The following is an 18,349-nucleotide window of genomic DNA, read 5'->3' as shown; positions in this document are numbered from 1 at the left end:
GACCTGTGCCCGAGTATTACTCCAGCATCGGCGAGGCCACCAGCGCCACGATGCAGCACAACATCCGGCTCGCCCACCGCGGCAGGAGGCCCATCGACGATCCGCCCCTCCAGGTCCGTCGCCTCCCGTTGGCTGCCGACGATCCGTACTCCGTCCCGGGGATGATCGCCCGGCTCACCGAGGACGCCGCTCCCGACGAGGTGACCGGGATCATCGAAGAGGTCAACGGCGCGCTCGTCGGTGCTCTGCCTCAGCTGACCGAACTCGTGGCCACTGCAGCCGACTGGGTCCGCGTCCGCCTCACGTTCGACAACCCGCACCACAACCCCGCCATGGAGACCTGGACAAGGCTGGCCACCGCCCACGGCCTACTCGAAGACGTCCGGGAGCAGTTGGAGGCCGCCGAGCGCGGGATCGCCGCCTGCCCGGCCGAGCGCACCGACCCCCGGCACCACAACATGATCAATGTCCTTCGGACGCGGGAGTTGCTCGACGAAGTCCTCGGCGCCGGCGCGGCCCCCTCGCTCCCCGGCATCCAGAGCCTGAAGGAAGCGGACCGTCCGGTCTCCGCGAGCAACTACGCGTCACCGACGCCCTCTTCAACGGCTTTTCCTGCCTCGCCCCGTTCTACGGAAGGATCCCCAATGGGCAACTTGGCTGACACCTACGGCACCGACGTCGAGATCTACCCTTGGGCCGACGGGCTGGTCTGGGCCGACTGCCGGACCGGCCTGCCCGGGTCAGCCCAGCGGATCCTGCGCTCCTGTGGGTTCATCGCCCCGGCCGACCCGGGCGATCCTGCCTCTTTCAGCCTCGAGACGCATGTCACCGGCCTGGACCGGCAACTGGCTGCCTCCGCTACTGCCAGCCAGCTGGCCGACCTGGGGTACCGGGTCGCGATCGACCCATCCCTGGCCGTGGGCTACGTCGGCGAGACGTCCGACACCAATGCCCGGCGTCAGGCCGCTGCCCGTCAGGCCTCACCCATCGCGGCCAAGGCCAGCACCGGCACCAACGCCCCTCCTGCCCCCTCACCGGTTCCATCCGCAGGACGTCCCGCCCCGCGTTCCCGCTGAAACGATTCCGTTCGCCCCCGAAAGAGTAGGCCCATGAGCTGCACAAGAGCCGAGCGCGCCCCGCCCCCGCCCGCTCGCACCCCAAGGACCGCCCGTGCCCTCCCCGCGCACCAGCGCGCCGTCGACCACCACCGGCTCCGACGCGCTCCTCTACCTCCTGTTCGGCGCCCTCGGCGCCGCCATGGCCTTCGGCTCCCTCGCCTGGTTGACCGGTAACCTCACCAACTCCCTTGTTGGCAGCGGCCCGTGGGTCTCGTTCCGCGCCACCGACGCCCTGCTGCACCCCGAGGTGCTGTGGCCAGCCCTGAGCACCACCGCGCTGCTGGTCGGCGCCCGCATCGTTCCCGGCCTGCTCACTCTGGCCCTGCTCACGACCGGCCTGGTGCTCTGGATGCGCTGGCGCTCCGGTGCCAAGACTGGTCTCGCCCGCAAGGCCGATCTGGCGCCGCTGCTGGACAAGGAGATCACCGCGAAGGCGAAGAGCCTGCGCCCGTCCCTCGGCGACCGGGAGTGTAAAAGAGGTCGCTCCCGCTGACCGTGGCATCCTGCTCGGCACCCTCGACCCGGGTCGGGCCGAGGTTCGCGCGTCATGGGAGGACGTGATCGTCGCGATCATGGCCCCGCGTTCCGGTAAGACGTCCGGGCTGGCGATCCCCGCGATCCTCGCGGCTCCCGGCCCGGTGCTGCTCACCAGCAACAAGGCGGCGAATGACGCGTTCACCGCGACGGTGGACGCCCGTGCCGAGGTCGGCACGGTCTGGACCCTCGACCCCCAGCAGATCGCGCACCATCCGCGCGAGATGTGGTGGGACATCCTGGCCGACGCCCGCGACCTGGCCGGGGCGAAGCGGCTGGCCGGGCACTTCGTCGCGGCGAGCGTGGACGAGTCGAGCGGCTCCGACTTCTGGTCCACCGCCGCGTCCAACACGCTCGGCGCCCTGTTCCTGGCCGCCGCCAGTCACCGGCGGCCGATCACCGACGTGCTGGCCTGGCTCGCCTCCCCCGCCGACCGGACCCCGGTCGACCTGCTCACCGACGCCGGCCACGATGCGGTCGCCGCCCAGCTCCAGGGGACGGTCTCCGGTGCGACCGAAACGCGCGACGGCATCTATGAGACGGCGAGGCAGTACGCGAGTTGCCTGCTCGACCCGGAGGTCGCTGCCTGGGTCACCCCGAGCGAGGATCTCCCCGAGTTCAAGCCCCTCGCCTTCGCCACCTCCCGCGACACGCTGTATCTGCTGAGCAAGGACGGTGGTGGCAGCGCGTCGGCGATCATCGCGGCGGCGGCCGACGCCGTGATGCGCGCGGCTGTGATCGTCGCGGAGCGCTCCGGCGGACGACTCGACCCGCCCGCCCTGTGCGTCCTCGACGAGGCGGCGAACGTCTGTCGGATCTCGGACCTGCCGGACCTGTACTCACACCTGGGCAGCCGGGGCGTCATCCCGATGACGATCCTGCAGAGCTACCGGCAGGGCCAGCGCTGCTGGGGCGAGGCCGGGATGGACGCCCTCTGGTCCGCCGCCACTGTCAAGATCGTCGGCTCGGGCATCGACGACGCCGACTTCGCCGACCGCCTCAGCCGACAGGTTGGTGACCACGACGTCCAGACCGTCTCGGTCTCCACGAGCGAGGGCGGCAAGTCCACCTCGGTGAGCATGCGCACCGAGAGGATCCTGCCCCCGGACGCGATCCGCGCCCTGCCCAAGGGCAAGGTGCTGCTGCTGACCACCGGCCTACGGATCGCCATGCTCTCCATCCGGCCCTGGTACAAGGAGCCCTCCGCCAAGGCGATCGGACCGGCCTCCGCCCGCGCCACGAAGGCGATCACCGAGCGGGCCCTGGCGAAGACCGTCGACCACGACGACTTCGGGCTGTCGGCATGAGCGCGCCCACGCCGCCCTCCGCGCGGCTCGGTCAGTCGCCGGCCGTCCTGCGCGACGGCCGGTGGTGGCTGGTCGGCGACGCCGGGGCGGTTCCCGTCGCCGATCCCGCGTTGACCACCGTGCTGGACGGCTTCGCCGAGGCGCTATCCGCCGCCGACCGGGCGGTCGCCGATCTGCGTGCCCGGCCGGATGAGCCGTCCGCGTCCGTTCCCAGTACGGGAGGCCGGCGATGAACCCGCTGCTGGACGCCGAGCAGGCAGTCCTCGGCGCAGTGCTGCTCGACCCGGGCCAGCTCACGCAGCTGGAGTGGCTCGCGCCGGATCACTTCTACCGGCCGGTTCACCAGGCCCTGTTCGGCGCGCTGCGCAAGCTCCGGAACGACGGTCATCCCGCGGTGGAAGGCGATGGGCCAGTGCCGCTGTCGTGGGTGACCGACGCGGTCAACGAGGCCAGTCTCCACGTGCGGGGGCTGACCGCCTCGTACGCCCACACCCTGATCTCGGCCTGTCCGCGACCGGCACACGCCCCGGTGTACGGCCGGATGGTGCTGGAGGGGACGATCCACCGCACCGTCGCCCAGCACGCGATCCGGCTTCACCAGGAGGCTCGCACGGGCACTCTGCGAGGCGAGGTCGAGGGGACGCTGCACTACGCGGACGTCCTGACGGGGGTGCTCGCCGATCTCGCCCGGAGCTGGGGCACCGAACCGCGACCGGTCGCACCCACAACGCCGCTGGCCACCCTCCCGACCGCTCTTCCGCCGACACAGGCCGATCAGGCGGCCGAGGACGAGGCGTTCCTTCTGGCCGTCCTCGTCGAGCGGCCGGGGGCCATGGGCGAGGTGGTCGCCTGGCTGCGGCCCGAGGACTTCGCCGACCCGGTCCACGGACAGCTCTATCGGTGCCTCGGTGCGCTGCACCACCGGGGCGAGCCCATCGACCGGATCACCCTGCTCTGGGAAGCCCAGCGGCGCGGCCTGCTCGCCGACGGCACGCTGTCGAAGGACCGGTTCGCCGTCATCTGCGACGGCGTGGGCGCCGGAGACGCCGAATGGCTCGGCAAACAGGTGATGCGCTCCTCGATCACGCGGACCGCCACCACCTCCGCGCGCGCCGTCCGTGCCCTGGCCGAGGACGAGGCCCTGGCCCCGGGCCGGCTGATCAACCACGCCCTGCACGCGCTCGGCCCACTCGCCGAGGTCCGCACCCGCTGGGAGACCGCACACGGCCGGCCGGCCTCCCGGGCACCGTCCTCCACGTCTTCCCCGAGCGAGCCGCCGTCGGCGCGGGTGCACGCGGCCCTCACCCGCAGCGCCCCACGTGCCGCTCCCTCCCCACCAGACCGGCTCTCCCTCGGGCCCGCCCCAACCGCCGCGCGCCCGCCCTCACGCGCCCACAGCTGACACCCCCTTTCCACCGCTCCGCTCCTCATAGACGGGATCCACCGTGAGCACGAACTCCCTTTCCGACGCCCTGGCCATACGCGCTATGGCCTCTGCCTTCGACGCCCAGCGCGGCAAGCTCCCGGTCCCCGGCGACCCCCACCGCCTCCCCGGAAACATCGTGGTCGCCCAGCAGATCTCCGAACTCGGCAAGCTGATCACCGAGCTGGGCGACGAGGTCCTCTTCCGCACCATCAAAAAGGAGGCCGGTTCCCGCACCACCCCGGCCGTCTCCGGCTTCTCCGCTGCCGTTCGGTACGCCGGTGAGGCTGCAACCGCTCTCGGAGAAGTGGCCCAGCAGCTCACCTTCCTGGAGCAGACCGAGCACCTGCACGAGCAACCCGACGCCCGGGACGCCCGGGAAGCTGCGGGGTTGGTAATCGACGACCGGCTCGAAACGGCGGACACGGCCCTGCGGGAGGCAGCCGACTCCCTGCACGCCGCCTCGACCACGGTCTCGCCACCGTCCTCCCGGCTCCGGGCCGCTCTCACCCGGACCACGACCCCGGTATACGGGGCCGCACCGGCTGCCCCCGCACCGCCGACGCCGACGGCTCCCGCGGCCCAGCCAGTACGGGGCCGGTGACATGCCCTCCCCCGTCTCCCGCCAGCCGCTGATCGGATCGCTCTGCTCCGGATACGGCGGCCTCGATCTGGGGGTGCAGGCCGCACTCGGCGGCGCCCTGGCCTGGCACGCGGAGGTCGATCCGAACGCCTCGCGCATCCTGGCCCGCCACTGGCCCAGCGTCCCCAACCTGGGCGACATCACGACCGTCGACTGGTCCACCGTCCCCCGGGTGTGCGTCCTGACGGCCGGCTTCCCCTGTCAAAGACGTCTCGGTCGCCGGCCGCCGGGCCGGACTCAACTCCCAGACCCGTTCCGGGCTATGGCTGCACGTCGCCCGTGCAGTCGAGGCCCTCCGCCCCTGCTTGGTAGTGATCGAGAATGTCCGCGGCCTCCTCACCTCCCCCGCCGGTTCCCCTGGCGACGTGGAACCCTGCCCGTGGTGTCTGGGAGACACCGCAGGTCAGCCTCCTCTGCGGGCACTCGGTGCCGTACTCGGATCCCTGGCCGACCTCCGGTACGACGCGAAGTGGCTCGTGCTTCGTGCCTCCGACGTCGGAGCCCCGCACCGGCGCGAGCGGACCTTCTTGGCGGCCTGGCCCGCCGGAGACCCTGCTCAAGACACCGACCAGCAACATCGGAAAGAACGGCGGCTCGCAGCACCCAACGAAGAGGAAGAGCGGGGGTCACGGTCCGAACCTGGCCGACGAGGTCGAGTGGCTCCTGCCGACCCCGAAGGCGTCCGACGGCATCAAGGGCTCGCCCAACCAGCGGCATGGCAACGGGGACATGACCCTGCCCAGTGCGGCGGCCTCGCTGTTGCCCACACCCCGGGTCAGCGACACGGGCACCCCGGGCCGCTACCCCGGCAAGGGGTGGCGCCCTCCCCTGTCAGCGGTGGTCCTGCCGCTGTGGACGGGGCCGTCGCCGGAAGCAGGGGAGACGGCCGACGGTGGGGACCGTACGCCGCCGCCATTACCCGATGGGAAAGGCTCACCCGCCCCGCGCCGGCGCCCACGGACGCAGCCGGTCGGCTGCGCGCCGACTTCGTCGAGTGGATGCAGGGCCTCGACGCCGGCTGGGTCACCGCCACCCCGGGACTCGGACGCCCGGCGCAGCTCACCGCGCTCGGCAACGGTGTCGTACCCCAACAGGCCACTCGGGCTATGCAGTTGCTGGCACCACCGTTCCCGCGCTGTCCACGCTGCGCGGACGAGTAGCGGCTGCCTACCGGGTTTTCCCAGCGGGGCCAAACCGCGGATTCTCCGCATCCTCTCAGGCATGTCGCCGTCTCACAGATGGAGCACGCCCCCATGTCCGACACCAGCCCGACCACCCACGCACCCAACTCTGTTCCTGAGCCGTTCCGGGTCTCCGACGAAAACCTCGACGACCTCGCCAGCACCCTCGCCAAAACCATCGCGGAGGTCAGGCGCCACGCCGTCATTCTCGACCGCCTCGGCTCCGAGCCCGATCCCGTACCCGCTGCCGACGGGCAGACGGACGGCGCTGCGGAAGCCGGGGCTGTCGGCCAGAAGGCCGAGGGTTCCGCCTCCGTGTTCATCGTCGCCCTGGGCGGTGAGGAGTACGGCGTCGAACTCGCCGCGCTCGGCGACTGGGTGAACCATCTCCTGCTGCCGGTGTACGGCCGGGAGATCAGCACGACGCGTCCATGGTGCACGCAGTGGTACGAGCATCCGGAGGCCGTCGCCCGGCTGCACGCCCTCTGGCTCGCGTGGCAGCAGCTCACCGACACCGAGGCCGGCCTGGCCGGTCCGTCGACCTGGCACCGCGACCACCTGGACCAGACCCTGGTGCACCTGCGTGCCCCGGACGGCCCGTTCGCCGCGTGCACCACGAGCCCGACCCGCCCCAACCACCGGGTCCTGGCCACTCCCGCTCCCGAGCAGGCGGAGGTGGCGGCGTGAACGACGCTTTCGACTTCGATTTCGATCTCGACGAACTCGCTCCCGCCGATGAAGCGTCCGCGGAAGCGGTGGAGCGGTTCTGGTCCGGTGACCTGAGGGCGCTGTCCCGGCACCACATCACGCCCGACGGCTCCCACGGCTTCGTCGTCGCCCACGACCAATCCGTTACGTGGGGAGCACGCGGCGAGCCGGAGATCATGGCGATCGCGGTCGCGCGGGATCTCAGCCGGTTCACGTTCACCCTGGAGACGAGTTACCACGCCACGGTGCCCTTCGCCCAGGCGTGGCTGGCCGAGCGCGGCTGCCCGCCCGAAAAGATCGCCAAGCTCTACGGCGACGTCGTAAAGCCCGCCGACGACCTCACGGTCCAGATCGAACGGAAGATCCGGGAATCGGGCACGCGGTACGTGGTCCTCGACAGCTACACCTCGGACTTCGACCCGAGCGAGACGTGGACGCTGACGCGCGACTCCCGGTCCGTCGAGGCGCCGATCCGGGTCTTCCACGAGGAGTGGGAGGCGGGTGCCGACACGTACACGATGCGCGAGGGCGCCTTCGCCGACGTCGGCGCCGCCCGCGCCTGGCTGGACGACCGCAGCGGGCCGCTGCCCGAGCCGCCGGAGTACGGCGATGACAACGGCGCCGTCGTCCGGGCTCGCGTGGCCCGCATTGCCCTCGCCCGATCGGTCGGTGCCTCCACAGCACCGAAGGCGGGCCTCGACGCCCTCCGTACACCTCCGGCGGGACCGGTCCAGCGTCCGGTACAGGGGAGGCTGCTGTGAGTCGCGCCCGCTTCGCCTTCGCCGCACACCCGGACGCCATCGCCGATCTTCGGGAACTTCCCGATGAGATCCGCGACTTGGCACTGCTGGAGCTGCAGAACCTGGTCCACGGAAGCGACGACTGCCTGCCGTTGAAGGGCCGTCTCGCCGGCTACCACAAGGTCTACGTCGACCCGTCCGTGTCCTACCGGCTGGTCATCCAGTTCCGCCCGGCCCCGCCTACCTCGAACCACAAGCGCGAGATCTACCTCGTCGCCGCCGGAAGCCGGAAGAACTACGCGGTCTACCGCACAGCCCACCTGCGCACCGCCCCGCCGCAGAACACCGCGGTTGCCTCCGCCGCCGAGGCCCGCGTCCAAGCCGCCCGGTCACGCTCATCCCTCACCGCCGACCGCCCGCCGACCTCACCAGCAGTTCCTTCCGCAGTGGCTCCCTTCACGGCCGCCGCCTCTCGAAAGGTCCCCCAGCGATGACCGCCGATCGAGCCCCCATGTCCCGTACCGACCTGGCCAGCCTCCTCACCGAAGCCGCGCAGAGCGTCTCCGGGATCCTCACCGCCGAGTACCCGACGCCCGCCAGCCGCTCATACCTGCACCCCGTCCTGGGCGCGCTGTCCGCCGGCCCGCAGGTGGTGGGCGAACTGACCGAACATCTCGAAGAGTTCATGGCCGCCGAACTGCGTCCCGCCACCCCGACTGGCCTGTTCGCCCTGGCCTCCTACGCTTCCGCGCTGGGTTGGCTCACCGAGTCCCTCGCCGAGCTAACTACCGCCGTCGACCAGATCTGCACACACGTGGGCATCCCCACGGACTCCGGAGAGCTGACCTTCACTGCTTCCGAGGACGGCGAGGAGGAAGACGGGTTCGACTTCGCCTTCACCGCGCTGGAGCTGACGGCGATCCGCACTGCCGCCGAGGCCGCCGGCCTCCCACCCGGCGACTACGTCGGGGTGCTCTCCCAGTCGCTGCTCGCGGCCTCCCGGATCACCGACGCCTGCATGGAGATCTCCAGCGGCCTGCTCGAAGACGCCGCGTACGTCCTCGACGAGACGGCCGACCGTATCTGGATCGGCAGCGAACCAGGGGGACTTCCCACCCTGGTCCGCTCGCTGCTCGCCCGGATGGAGGACGCGGAATGAACTCGCGCGATACGTCCCAGCGGCCCGCCGTCCTTCCCATCGGTTCGTTCGACTCCCAGAGCATCGAGAACGCACTCTCCCTGATGGGACCGAAGTGGACCTCCTGGACGGTGATGACCATGGTCCAGGAGGGCCGTCCTCTGCGGGTGCGGGATGTTGCCGCCAGGCTTCCCTTCGTCAGCGAGCAGCTGGTCGGCAAGCGCCTGGCCACCATGCACACAGCCGGACTGGTCATCCGAGCCGACACTCGCCGCGGGGCTCCGTACCAGCTCAGTGCCCTCGGTGAGTCCCTGACGCCCGTGCACCGCACCATGGCCGACTGGTCTCGGACCTACCTGTCGTCCGGCGCGACAGCCGAAGCCGAGCGCGTCGAGGACGCCGTGCAGCGCCTACGGTTGCGGCACACCACCGCCATGGTCCAGGTCCTCGACGCGGGCGGCTCAATGCGGTTCGTCCATATCGCCGAACAGGCCGGTCTGGACTACGCCTTCACCCAGCATCGTCTTCTCCGGCTCCAGGCTGACGGCCTGGTCACCCGCGCCGGAACACGCCACGGCGACCCCTACGTGCTGACCGAAGCCGGCCAGGCGCTGGGCCCCGTCTACGCGACTGTCGAGCACTGGAGCGCCCCCTTGGCCACGCGGTGGGCTCCTTCATCTGCTGCCCCTGCCGCGACGGCCCAGCGAACTCACTCCGGCGTCCCGTTGAGGGCGGACGGCGCCCGAACCGCAGCAGCCCTGCGCCGGAGCGCCGCCGTGCCGACCTCCTTGTTCAGCCACGCTCCCCAGCCGCAGCCGCGGGTGTCGGCCTCCATGACCGTCCAGTCGGCCCCGGGGCGGTCCCGGTGATTCAGAGGGCACCGAGAGCCAGCCACTCCCCGTCACCGCGGCGGCCTCCGTGCACGCGGACCCGCTCTCCTCCCATCCACGCCCGGAGCTTCGACCATGTCCGCCCTTCCCGACCCCTCCCGCTACGAAGAGGTACTGGTCAGCCCCAGGTACCTCGCTGGCTCCAACGGGGCCGGTGACGCCGGCTTCGCCCCCGTGGCCCACTGGCCGCACCACTACCTCGACGACGGCCCCTGCCAGCTCCTTGTCACCTCGCCCGACCAACGGATCCGCATCGGGTGGTTCGGCGATGACTTCGAGCTGTGGAAGATCACCGCCTCCGAGGAGGCCGTCGCCCCGCCCCGCTGGACGGCGACCTTCAACCACGTCACCCCGGCCGAGATCGTCGCCGGCCTCACCACCACCCTGGCCCAGGACTACGCCGCATCCGACCCGTACGAGAACAACGGGCGCTTCCTGACGGACCCGTCGATCTACTGGACCGATTCCCTCCAGCCACTCCTCGACGCCGGCTGGCGCCGTGAGCCAGCCATGCACGGAACCGTCAACGTCAGGGCTCCCGACGGGCACGCGGGCGCCTTGATCCGAAACAACCATCCCCGCTGGGACGACGAGGCGGTCACGCTGTGGGCCGGCCCTCGGGGCTGGGGGACGCGGGCGGAGGCGGTGTTCACATCCCGCACTCCGGCCCACCTGATCGCCGCGACGGCCGCCGCGATGGCGAGTTCGGCTCCGGTGGTCCGCGAGCGGCACATGATCCACCGCGAGGTCGAGCACCTGGTCACGCTGACCCCGGTAGGCCCGACCACCGCTTCTCAGGGCTCTCGCGCTCCGACCCCGCTCGATGTACGGCGTACCGCCGTCACCGAGGCCGTCCGCCGTGCCGCGCGCGCTCCGCGGACAGCTGCCGACCTCCGCGTGATGGCGGCCCAGAGCCGCACCACGTCCTCGGCCCGTATGCAGTCGTCCACCCTCGCACCCGCTGCCGCAGCCCGGACGCCGGTCGATTCTTCGGCGCGCCGACACAGCCGCTGACTCCCGCCCGGACCTACCCGAACGCCCTCTCCGCCCCTCCGAACACCAGGAGTTCCCTCATGCCCGACACCACCGCGCTCGACCAGGCCACCTCCATGATCGAGAAAGCCTGGACCCAGCCCATCGAAGTCCTGGAGATCCTCGCGGTGCGTCGCCCCTGCGCCGACCCGCTCCTGCGCTCGGCCATGCACATCCGTACGGCCCTGGCCATCACCGACAACGCTGCGGCCGTCCACCAAGACCGCCTGCACGCCCTGACCCGGCCCGGGTACGTGCTGGCGTACTACGAGCTGGAACGGATCGTCAGCTCGGCCGCCGACCTTCGCGTCGCACTCGCGGAGAGCGGTGCTCACGTGCAGGCGATCCGGCGCGTGATCGAGGCACGGGAAGCCGCTTCGGCGGCGGACCGGACCCCGGCAGCGAGCCTGTCCCGGGCCGCTGTCGCCCGCTCGGAGCTCGCTCCGCGTGCCCCGGGCCAGGTGCCCGACCAGCCCGTTCCTGCGGCTGTCATCGGGCTGCCGCCGACCGCCCCGGGGCCGCACCGCTAACTGATCAGGCGAGGCCCTCGTCGCGGTGGACGTCCTCGGTGCCGGCGCCCACCGCACGGGCCAGCTCCTCCACGGTCAGCTCAACGCGCCGGCCGTCCGCAACCCGGTATGCCACCACCGCGTCCTCGTCCGGCCAGCTGTCGGGCTGCACTCCGACGCCCCACTGGCCATCGGCGACCATCGCGAGGTCACCCACGGTCCACGGCCGCCCAGCGGCACGGATCTTGCGCTCCAGCCCGGCCCCGTCCCAGTGTCTGCTCGGCTCCGTCATCCCCGCTCCCCGTTCGGCTCCGTACGGCTCGCCGCCGTAACTCGGTTACGACAACCCCGGCCGCCGTTCCATTCCCGCGCCGCCCGCGTCCTGGCCACCTACCCGTGACCAGTTCGCCCACGGCAGACGGGTCACCCCCGGAAACGACTACGGACTCCGGCACACCCCATGTCAACGTACGGGTGTCGGTAAAAACCGCAGGTCAACGAAGGGATCATCCAACCATGAACGCCTCCGCCACCCTCCTGCCCGCCGTCGCCCGCCCCTCCGTGGAAGACCGCCACTGGCTCTCCTCGGACCACTGCGCCACCCCGGTCCTCGAACTCCTCCACGCCCTCGGCTGGACGGTCGTCGACACCCCGGAAGCCAACGTCCACGCGACGAGCCCGGACGGCCGCGTCTACGTCGGCTGGCTCCCCGAAGACCCCGCCGCCTGGACGCGCAACATCGTCTGGCGCGTCCAGGTACAGCCCACCGAAGCCGACGTGTGGGTCCAGGAGTTCGGTACTCACACTCCCGCCGAGGCGGTGGCCGGATTCATCGCCGCCCTCGTCGCCCACTCCTCCCGCCGAACCGGTGGCCGGGACGGGCCGATGGGGCCCGCCACGGCCACCGATACCCGTTCGGGCTCGCGCCCAACGATCCGCGTGCCCTTCCTCCTTCACGAACGAAAGGCCCTGAAAGTGACCATCTACTCAGACGATCTCGTCCGCACCTGCGGCCACATCGTCGGCCTGGGTGCCAGCGTGCTCGCGGCTTACGACGCTGTCGCCGGTTCCGGCTCTGCTTCGTTCGGTCTTCCCCTGGCCTGCTGCGGGATGACGCTGGTCTACACCGCCGGTAGCTTCCAGAACCACCTCCGCCGCCGCGACACCCGGGTCGTCGCCTACCTCTCGAACAACCCCGGTACGCCTCTCCCCGAGATCAGCGCCGCCACCGGCCTCAGCGAGGGGCGCGTCGCCAGCTCCCTTCAGCGCCTGGTCGCCGACGGCGCGGTCGCCTTCGAGGCGGGCCGACCCTCTGCCGCCCGTTCCTACCGACTGGCCCTCTGACTTCGCCCTCTCCAAGCCGACCGGCCCCTCCCGTATCACCGGTCCAACAGGAGGCCCCGATCGCACGCATGCTCCTGGCCCCCGGCTACCGCCGTAAGTGCACCTTCGCCCGCCGCTGCACCTGCTACTACCTCCCCGGCAAGTACGGCCGCCGCGCCAAGCACCTTCGCCGCCGGGCCGCCCGCCGAGCCGAACAACACCGCTGGGAGAGCGACCTCTTCGAACGACGGGCGCCCTGGCCCCGCTGCCCAAACCTCCTTCCCAACACGAGGAATCCACCATGCCGTTCCACGCCCCGCTCACCAACCACCACGCCGACGGCACCCTCTGCCCGGCGGACCACAAGCACACCAGCTCCGGCAAGCCGCTCCACGCCGACTGCCCGGGACGCTCGTACACCCAGGCTGTCTGCTCGTGCGGCGGCTGGGAGATGGCGCAGCGCGGCAAGAGCTACGTCGCCGAGTGCCGCAAACGACACCTCGCCAGCCACGCCCAGGGGCCGAAGGTCCTCCGGGACCTGCTCCGTCTCGACGCCTCCTGACGCCCCCGCCCCGTACGCCCTCACCTCTCCCGGAGGCTTCCGTGCCCCAGTACCTGACCGTCGGCCACCTGCTCCACCGGCTCCAGGACCTCGACCCCAACCTGCCGATCCGTCTCGCCGTCAACCCCGACTGGCCTTTCACCCACTACCTGGCGGCCGAGGTCGTCGTCCGGGATGGCAAGGCGTTCATCGCCGACGACGGCCAAGAGGACCTCCTCCCCTCGTCGGTGCGCGACGCCCTCAACTGGTCCTGATCCCCTCCCTCCTACTCTCTGGAGGCTTCCATCTCGCCGCACGTACATCCGCTGCACGGCCTCGCCGTACGTCCCATGCCGGACGGTGTCCGCGGCGCGCTGGTCGAGCGCGTCTCTCCCCGGTACGACGGCCCGCTCGACGTCACCTGGCTCACCGGCGAAGCCCCGAAGCTCACCCTCGGACGCATCCGCCTCCGCTGGGAGCCCGCTCCTCGCGCCGGCTGGAACGTGAGCGCCCACCTGAGCCTGGCCACCACCGAGGTGCACCTCGCCTCCTGGCCGTCCGCGCCGGACGACTGGCCGCGTCTGGTCCGCCCGACGCTCCACGAGGTGACCGGCCTCTGCGCCGCCCTCGCGTTCGCGACCGACGCCCTCGACCTCTCGAACCGCCTCGCCGAGGTCTGACCGACAAGCGCATCAGGCCGCCTCTCGCCGATCAGGCAGAGGCGGCCTTGCCGTACGCTGTGGAACTTCACATGATTCCCTACCCGTAGACTCATCTTCCCCGCCCATCAGTTCGACGGAGCGCGTGGTTCGGAGCTGTAGAAGTGTGGGCTACGCGCCCGACTTGTACCGCCAAACTGCATGCTCCAGTCCACCTCTGTCGTGCCCGAGAAACCCGGCGGCTTCCTCGTACACTCCGCGCAGCTGCTCGTAGGGAAGATCCGGAAGACCGGCATCTGCAGCGAAGGCGCGCAGGTGTACGTCGACGGCGATCTGGGAACGGCCGACAAGGTTGCCGATGTAGTCGATACTCTTCGGGCCTACGCCCCTCACCGTGCGCAGAGCGACGCGATTGGCCTGCTGATCGAGCCATGTGTGGAGATCGTCGCGGGTATCGACCTTGTTGGCGGCCAGGAGGTCGGTGATGGCGTGTGCTGTCGCGACCTTCTGGGCGTGGTTGAACTTCATGGCGAGGGCAAGGTCTTCCTTGGCGAGCCGGCTCTGGAACCCGCGGACCGTTCTCGCGTCCGGCCAGTTCATTTGCAGCTTGAGAAGCCGCGGCCGGAGGGTCGCCTCGTAGTTGCAGCGGGGCTGGAAGCTGACGTCGCAGATGACAGCACCCATGTGGGTCCATCCGCCGGGCTGGGGAAACGGGCCGCCACCCAGGAGGTGCTGGACATGGTCGGCGAGCTGCTGGGCAAGGCTGGGTACGGACATAGATCCATCATGATGCTCTGATCTGATGACCTGAGCGGAAAGTACGAAACTGTCGAATGGTTGGGCAGGGAAGGTCGTGCTGCTGATGGGGAATTACGTGAGCGTCGGGCGTACGCCCGGTCACGCGTGCGTACGCTCATCCCCGACGAACGAGGAGGACACCATCGCCGACGACCAGCCGTTGTGGGGGCACCCAGAGGTCGCCGCCCACCTGGACATCAGCGTCCAAGCCGCCCGCAGCCGCAAGAGCCGGGGCAGCCTGCCCGTTCCCGACGGCACCACTGTGCCGGACCGGCCCCACTGGAAGCCGGCCACGCTCACCGACAGGAAGCCGGTCGGCCGAGGGTTCCGCGCCGACCTGTACGGCACCCGCCAGAACGACAGCACCACATTCGGCTGACCGGCGGTCGGTCCCGCCCGTAGGCTGCGGCCATGACGACCGAATCGCCGATGTCTTCCCCGCCGTTGACCGCGCCCGACCACGTCGGCATGCGCGAGAAGGACGCCCCTTTTGAGAAGGACGGCATCGAGGCCCCTGATGCGGCAGAAGGAACTGAGTCAAGCAAAGGGAAGTTCGGCAAACGCAGGGTCGCAACTGGGGTCTGTCTCGGCGCTCTAGCGACCGCTGCTGTTGGGGTTCTCGCCTGGAGGATCAAAGAGCTGGCAGCTGAGAACGACGAACTGAAATCGAGGAACAAGGAGCTGGCGACTGAGAACGGCGAGCTGAAGGCTATGGCCGGTGAACTGCTGGTTAAGCTGGCCGAGTTGGTGACGGAGAACGAGTACCTGAAGTCGGCCAGCGGCGCAGGGCGTACGCTCAATGGCCATCGCGGACGCTGATGGAGGGCGCAGCACCGCAAGGCCACAGCGGCTTCCCTGGTGTCCACGTCGGTAACGAAGTCCAGCTCGCACACGGGTCTTGGCCAAGCTCGGGTCGGCGACAGGCGGCTCGGGCGGGACGACTCGGGCGGGGCCCGGTCAGTAGAGTGCGGCAGCCTTGGTGCACTGGTCTTCACGGAAGCGCACGTACGACCAATCAGTAGAGGCCGATCCGCTCAGCGCTGTCTTCTTCACCACATCCTGTCGGCCTCGCCGGATATGTCTGGGGGCCGACAGGATGCTGCGCAGCGTTCGCCGCTGTTGGAACAGAACCCCACGGCTCTACTCCAGGTAGGCGCCGGCGAAGGCACCGTCGAAGCCGAGCGTGATGAGGCCCTGCTCGACGGTGGGGTAGGTCGTGCCGTACGGGCTGGCGATCAGAGCATCGAAGTCGGCGCGGCTGATCTCGGGCTCGATCCACTGGTTGCTGCACCGGCAGCGGATCCAGACGTTGCGGCCGTGGTTGATGAGCAGCCAGTCTCGTCGGGCCCGGCAGGCCGAGCACATCACGGGGATGCCGCCGAGGGAGAGTTCGTGTGGGTGGTTGACGCAGCGTGTCACGCCGGGGCCGTCGGCCAACTGTGTCTCGTACTGGAGTTGCAGCAGGGGGTCGGTGTTGGTGGGAAGGACGGGCAGCGCGGGCGTCGGCTCCGTGGTGCGGTCGGTGGTTCTGAGCACGAGCGTCATCTCCCGATCGAGGGCTTCCTGTTTTCACCCGTAACAGCCGGTAGGACTGGCTGTCCAGGCATTTCGTGGAGTCCGGTCGGTCGGGGGCTGACCTTCCGGACGCGCTGATCAGCGGCGCGGTGGGCGGCTGCGCGGGTCAGAGACGGTAGGGCGCGGCGCCGCTGTGGGCGCGCTCCGTCCGATGGTGCGGTTGGCCGAGGTCCTGGTCGGGCGGGTGCCGGCCTGCGGGCGACGGGGAGCTTCGCCCGGGTGGGCGGGGAGCTGGGCGAGGCGGCGCAGGCGCCAGACCAGGACGTCGTTCACGTCCGCGGCGGTGTTGAGTTCGCGCATGTCGATGGCCTGCTGCAGGAGGGCCTCTGGGTCGTGGCCTGCCTGCTCGGCCTGGGCGAGGGTGGCGACCAGGGCATCGGTCTTCGACGGAAGGCCATCTGTTCGTACGCCCTGCTCCGGCAGGGCCGCGCGGAAGGTGGCCTCGTGTGTCCGGCGTTGGGCTCCGGGGAGGGCACGGCCTTGGTCGTGCAGCACCCGCATCGGGACGGCGGCGGCCTGGCGGTAGGCGGCGCGCAGATGCTCGGCGGCCTGTCGGGAGGCGTGGGCCTGCTGGGCGTGACCGCGAGCGGAGTGCCAGCGGGCGGCGGCGAGGGTGACCAGGACCAGGGTGGAGAGGAGCATGGCGGTGGTGCCTCCGTCCTCGCCCCGGCCGAGCGCGCCGCCGGCCTGGACGATGCCCCGGGCGGCCGAGCGGAGGGCCCGGGTGTCGGCGCGTTCTGCTCGGACGTGGCTGCGGGTCGCCCGCTCGAAGGCTCGGGCAGCAGCAGCCAGTTCGGCGCGGGTGGCGATCGAGGAGGTCTGGGCGACCGCGTCCAGGAGTTCTCCGATGCCGACGAGCTGGGCGGCGGCTTCGTCGTCGTCGCCGTCGAGGAGGACGGCGGCACGCTCGGCGATGCCGGTGGCACTGCGTCGCTCTCGGGCGGGCGGGGACCAGTCCGCCCGGCCGTCGGCGGCTGAAGGCGTTGTCCGCTCGGCGGTACCGTCGGTCAGCCGGAGGCGGATCTTGGGAAGGGACAGGTCGGGGGCCAGCTTGGAGCCGGGGTACCAGACCGGTTCGCCGTGGCGGTTGCGGTCGCCGGGCAGGGCCACGTTGTAGCCGAGCGCGTCACCGGAGGGGGCGTGGCGCACTTTCACGCGCAGGCCCGCCTCGCGGAGCCGGGTGAAGAACTCCTCCTCGTCGTCCGCTCCCGCGACGGCCTGGCGGACGGCTTCGCGGAGCGTCTCGCGGGAGGTCTCGGGGCGGCCGGTGCGTTCGGCCTTGAACTTCTCGGCGCTGGTGGGGTTCTTCGCTGCGGTGCCGTCGCCGGCGTTGAGGCGGCGCAGGCCCATCTCCTCCTCGATGCGTCGGCAGACGGCCTGGGCCTTGTTGAAGTCGTAGTTGAGGCGGGGATTGCGCAGGTCACCGCGGACCAGGGTGGCGACGATGTGGATGTGGTCTTCCGCGTGGCGGACGGCGATCCACCGGCAGCCGTCGGGATCACCGTCCGGGGCAATGCCGGTGGCGTGGACGATGCGCTGGGCGACGGCGTTCCACTCCTCGTCGGAGAGCCGCCGGTCGCCGGGGGCGGTCCGGACCGAGCAGTGCCACACGTGCTTGGCGGGCGCGCGGTCGCCGGCCTGCTTGACCCGGAGGTCGAGGGCGGCGGTGAGGCGGGCGAGGGTGACGTGCGGGTCGGTGTCGCGGCCGGGGTCGGGGGCGAAGCCGTCCCAGGAGCCGACAAGGTGCGCGTCGGTGTGTTCCTCGCGCCTACCGGGGCCGTAGAGGTAGACGAGGAGTCCGTGGGTGCGGGAGCCGCGTCCGATGTCGGGAACCATCACAGCCGCCTGGTCACCAGGTCGTTCGCCGCGTCGTCCAGGCGGCCGAGGGACCGGGTCAGAACGCTCAGTGCGTGTTCGAGTTCGCCGGGGCGGGGCTGTCCGCCGGCGTTGTGGATGTAGGCGATCTGGTTGATGTTGTTGCCGATCCGGGCCAGGGCGGTACGCAGGGCGGCGAGTTCGTCGATGGCCGTGTCGAGTCGTTCGTTGGTGTGCAGGGCGGTCGAACCGCGGGCGGCTGCGAGGCCAGCGGCGGCGATGAATCGGGCGACGGTGACGCCGCGCTGCGCGGCGGCGGTCGTCGTCCTCGTCCTGGGCATGAAGCTCTCCGCCCGGATCACCGCGGTCGTCGTCGCGATCAAGGTGACCGTGGTGATGATCGTGATCATCGCCG

23 protein-coding genes and 2 pseudogenes are annotated in these 18,349 nt (G+C 70.8%); 20 read left to right on the top strand and 5 right to left on the bottom strand.

Annotation, left to right across the window (positions count from 1 at the left end):
• Nucleotides 1–5: 5 nt before the first annotated feature.
• From ABZ318_RS16825 to ABZ318_RS16760, 14 genes and pseudogenes are all read left to right on the top strand, one after another.
• Nucleotides 6–1,076, top strand: coding sequence for a hypothetical protein (locus ABZ318_RS16825; RefSeq protein ID WP_356903214.1), 1,071 nt, complete (start codon nt 6–8; stop codon nt 1,074–1,076).
• Between the two features lie 94 nt (nt 1,077–1,170).
• Nucleotides 1,171–2,959: pseudogene (locus tag ABZ318_RS16820) on the top strand (TraM recognition domain-containing protein).
• Nucleotides 2,956–3,192 carry a hypothetical protein gene (locus ABZ318_RS16815; protein ID WP_356903213.1) on the top strand — a complete coding sequence of 79 codons (237 nt, stop codon included), beginning with the start codon at nt 2,956–2,958 and terminating at the stop codon, nt 3,190–3,192. Before ABZ318_RS16820 ends, ABZ318_RS16815 begins: the two are co-directional and overlap by 4 nt.
• A complete protein-coding gene (locus ABZ318_RS16810; RefSeq protein ID WP_356903212.1) occupies nt 3,189–4,361 on the top strand; it encodes a DnaB-like helicase N-terminal domain-containing protein in 1,173 nt (390 codons plus the stop codon). Before ABZ318_RS16815 ends, ABZ318_RS16810 begins: the two co-directional genes overlap by 4 nt.
• 43 nt (nt 4,362–4,404) lie before the next feature.
• Nucleotides 4,405–4,986 (top strand): hypothetical protein, encoded by a 582-nt coding sequence (locus ABZ318_RS16805; protein WP_356903211.1) that lies wholly within the window; start codon nt 4,405–4,407, stop codon nt 4,984–4,986.
• A 1-nt stretch (nt 4,987) separates the two neighbouring features.
• A pseudogene (locus ABZ318_RS16800) lies at nt 4,988–5,170 on the top strand (DNA methyltransferase); the annotation flags it as partial.
• A 121-nt stretch (nt 5,171–5,291) separates the two neighbouring features.
• Nucleotides 5,292–6,185 carry a DNA cytosine methyltransferase gene (locus tag ABZ318_RS16795; protein WP_356903239.1) on the top strand — a complete coding sequence of 298 codons (894 nt, stop codon included), beginning with the start codon at nt 5,292–5,294 and terminating at the stop codon, nt 6,183–6,185.
• Between the two features lie 93 nt (nt 6,186–6,278).
• Nucleotides 6,279–6,893: a DUF4913 domain-containing protein gene (locus ABZ318_RS16790; protein WP_356903210.1), complete on the top strand. Its 615-nt coding sequence runs from the start codon at nt 6,279–6,281 to the stop codon at nt 6,891–6,893.
• Nucleotides 6,890–7,675: a glycosyl hydrolase gene (locus tag ABZ318_RS16785; protein ID WP_356903209.1), complete on the top strand. Its 786-nt coding sequence runs from the start codon at nt 6,890–6,892 to the stop codon at nt 7,673–7,675. Before ABZ318_RS16790 ends, ABZ318_RS16785 begins: the two co-directional genes overlap by 4 nt.
• Complete coding sequence (locus ABZ318_RS16780; protein ID WP_356903208.1) at nt 7,672–8,148, top strand: hypothetical protein; 477 nt, start codon at nt 7,672–7,674, stop codon at nt 8,146–8,148. The genes ABZ318_RS16785 and ABZ318_RS16780 overlap by 4 nt, the downstream gene beginning before the upstream one ends.
• Nucleotides 8,145–8,813, top strand: coding sequence for a hypothetical protein (locus ABZ318_RS16775; RefSeq protein WP_356903207.1), 669 nt, complete (start codon nt 8,145–8,147; stop codon nt 8,811–8,813). Before ABZ318_RS16780 ends, ABZ318_RS16775 begins: the two co-directional genes overlap by 4 nt.
• Nucleotides 8,810–9,661, top strand: a complete 852-nt coding sequence (locus tag ABZ318_RS16770) for a winged helix-turn-helix transcriptional regulator (protein WP_356903206.1) — start codon at nt 8,810–8,812, stop codon at nt 9,659–9,661. The genes ABZ318_RS16775 and ABZ318_RS16770 overlap by 4 nt, the downstream gene beginning before the upstream one ends.
• A 96-nt stretch (nt 9,662–9,757) precedes the next feature.
• Nucleotides 9,758–10,696 carry a DUF317 domain-containing protein gene (locus ABZ318_RS16765; protein ID WP_356903205.1) on the top strand — a complete coding sequence of 313 codons (939 nt, stop codon included), beginning with the start codon at nt 9,758–9,760 and terminating at the stop codon, nt 10,694–10,696.
• A gap of 59 nt (nt 10,697–10,755) precedes the next feature.
• The gene (locus ABZ318_RS16760) at nt 10,756–11,244 is read left to right on the top strand and encodes a hypothetical protein (RefSeq protein ID WP_356903204.1); all 489 of its coding nucleotides are present in this window, start codon (nt 10,756–10,758) and stop codon (nt 11,242–11,244) included.
• Nucleotides 11,245–11,248: 4 nt separating this feature from the next.
• On the opposite strand, the gene ABZ318_RS16755 is transcribed toward ABZ318_RS16760, so the two are convergent.
• Nucleotides 11,249–11,515, bottom strand: coding sequence for a hypothetical protein (locus ABZ318_RS16755; RefSeq protein WP_356903203.1), 267 nt, complete (start codon nt 11,513–11,515; stop codon nt 11,249–11,251).
• 224 nt (nt 11,516–11,739) lie between these two features.
• Between ABZ318_RS16755 and ABZ318_RS16750 the strand changes: the two genes are divergently transcribed.
• The 4 genes from ABZ318_RS16750 (at nt 11,740) to ABZ318_RS16735 (ending at nt 13,767) form a co-directional block, all read left to right on the top strand.
• A complete protein-coding gene (locus ABZ318_RS16750; protein ID WP_356903202.1) occupies nt 11,740–12,567 on the top strand; it encodes a DUF317 domain-containing protein in 828 nt (275 codons plus the stop codon).
• Nucleotides 12,568–12,847: 280 nt separating this feature from the next.
• Complete coding sequence (locus tag ABZ318_RS16745) at nt 12,848–13,108, top strand: hypothetical protein (RefSeq protein ID WP_356903201.1); 261 nt, start codon at nt 12,848–12,850, stop codon at nt 13,106–13,108.
• Nucleotides 13,109–13,149: 41 nt separating this feature from the next.
• Nucleotides 13,150–13,362, top strand: coding sequence for a hypothetical protein (locus tag ABZ318_RS16740; RefSeq protein WP_356903200.1), 213 nt, complete (start codon nt 13,150–13,152; stop codon nt 13,360–13,362).
• Nucleotides 13,363–13,437: 75 nt separating this feature from the next.
• Nucleotides 13,438–13,767, top strand: a complete 330-nt coding sequence (locus ABZ318_RS16735; RefSeq protein ID WP_356903199.1) for an esterase — start codon at nt 13,438–13,440, stop codon at nt 13,765–13,767.
• Nucleotides 13,768–13,917: 150 nt separating this feature from the next.
• Here the strand turns inward: ABZ318_RS16735 and ABZ318_RS16730 are convergent, their stop codons facing one another.
• Entirely contained in the window at nt 13,918–14,523 is a 606-nt protein-coding gene (locus tag ABZ318_RS16730; RefSeq protein ID WP_356903198.1) for a hypothetical protein, read from the bottom strand.
• An 85-nt stretch (nt 14,524–14,608) separates the two neighbouring features.
• Between ABZ318_RS16730 and ABZ318_RS16725 the strand changes: the two genes are divergently transcribed.
• A complete protein-coding gene (locus ABZ318_RS16725) occupies nt 14,609–14,923 on the top strand; it encodes a MarR family transcriptional regulator (RefSeq protein WP_356903197.1) in 315 nt (104 codons plus the stop codon).
• A gap of 32 nt (nt 14,924–14,955) precedes the next feature.
• Complete coding sequence (locus tag ABZ318_RS16720) at nt 14,956–15,363, top strand: hypothetical protein (protein WP_356903196.1); 408 nt, start codon at nt 14,956–14,958, stop codon at nt 15,361–15,363.
• A gap of 321 nt (nt 15,364–15,684) precedes the next feature.
• Here ABZ318_RS16720 and ABZ318_RS16715 read toward each other — a convergent pair whose 3' ends face one another.
• The 3 genes from ABZ318_RS16715 to mobC all read right to left on the bottom strand — a co-directional run.
• Nucleotides 15,685–16,089, bottom strand: a complete 405-nt coding sequence (locus ABZ318_RS16715; protein ID WP_356903195.1) for a hypothetical protein — start codon at nt 16,087–16,089, stop codon at nt 15,685–15,687.
• A gap of 108 nt (nt 16,090–16,197) precedes the next feature.
• Complete coding sequence (locus ABZ318_RS16710) at nt 16,198–17,955, bottom strand: relaxase/mobilization nuclease domain-containing protein (protein WP_356903194.1); 1,758 nt, start codon at nt 17,953–17,955, stop codon at nt 16,198–16,200.
• The coding region (gene mobC / locus ABZ318_RS16705) for a plasmid mobilization relaxosome protein MobC (RefSeq protein WP_356903193.1) at nt 17,955–18,349 on the bottom strand (395 nt) is incomplete at its 5' end. The genes mobC and ABZ318_RS16710, both read right to left, overlap by 1 nt.

Source organism: Streptomyces sp. NPDC006197 (assembly GCF_040613865.1).
Taxonomy (GTDB): domain Bacteria; phylum Actinomycetota; class Actinomycetes; order Streptomycetales; family Streptomycetaceae; genus Streptomyces.
The sequence above is the reverse complement of the archived record's forward strand: the minus strand, read 5'-3'. Positions and strand labels throughout refer to the sequence as shown.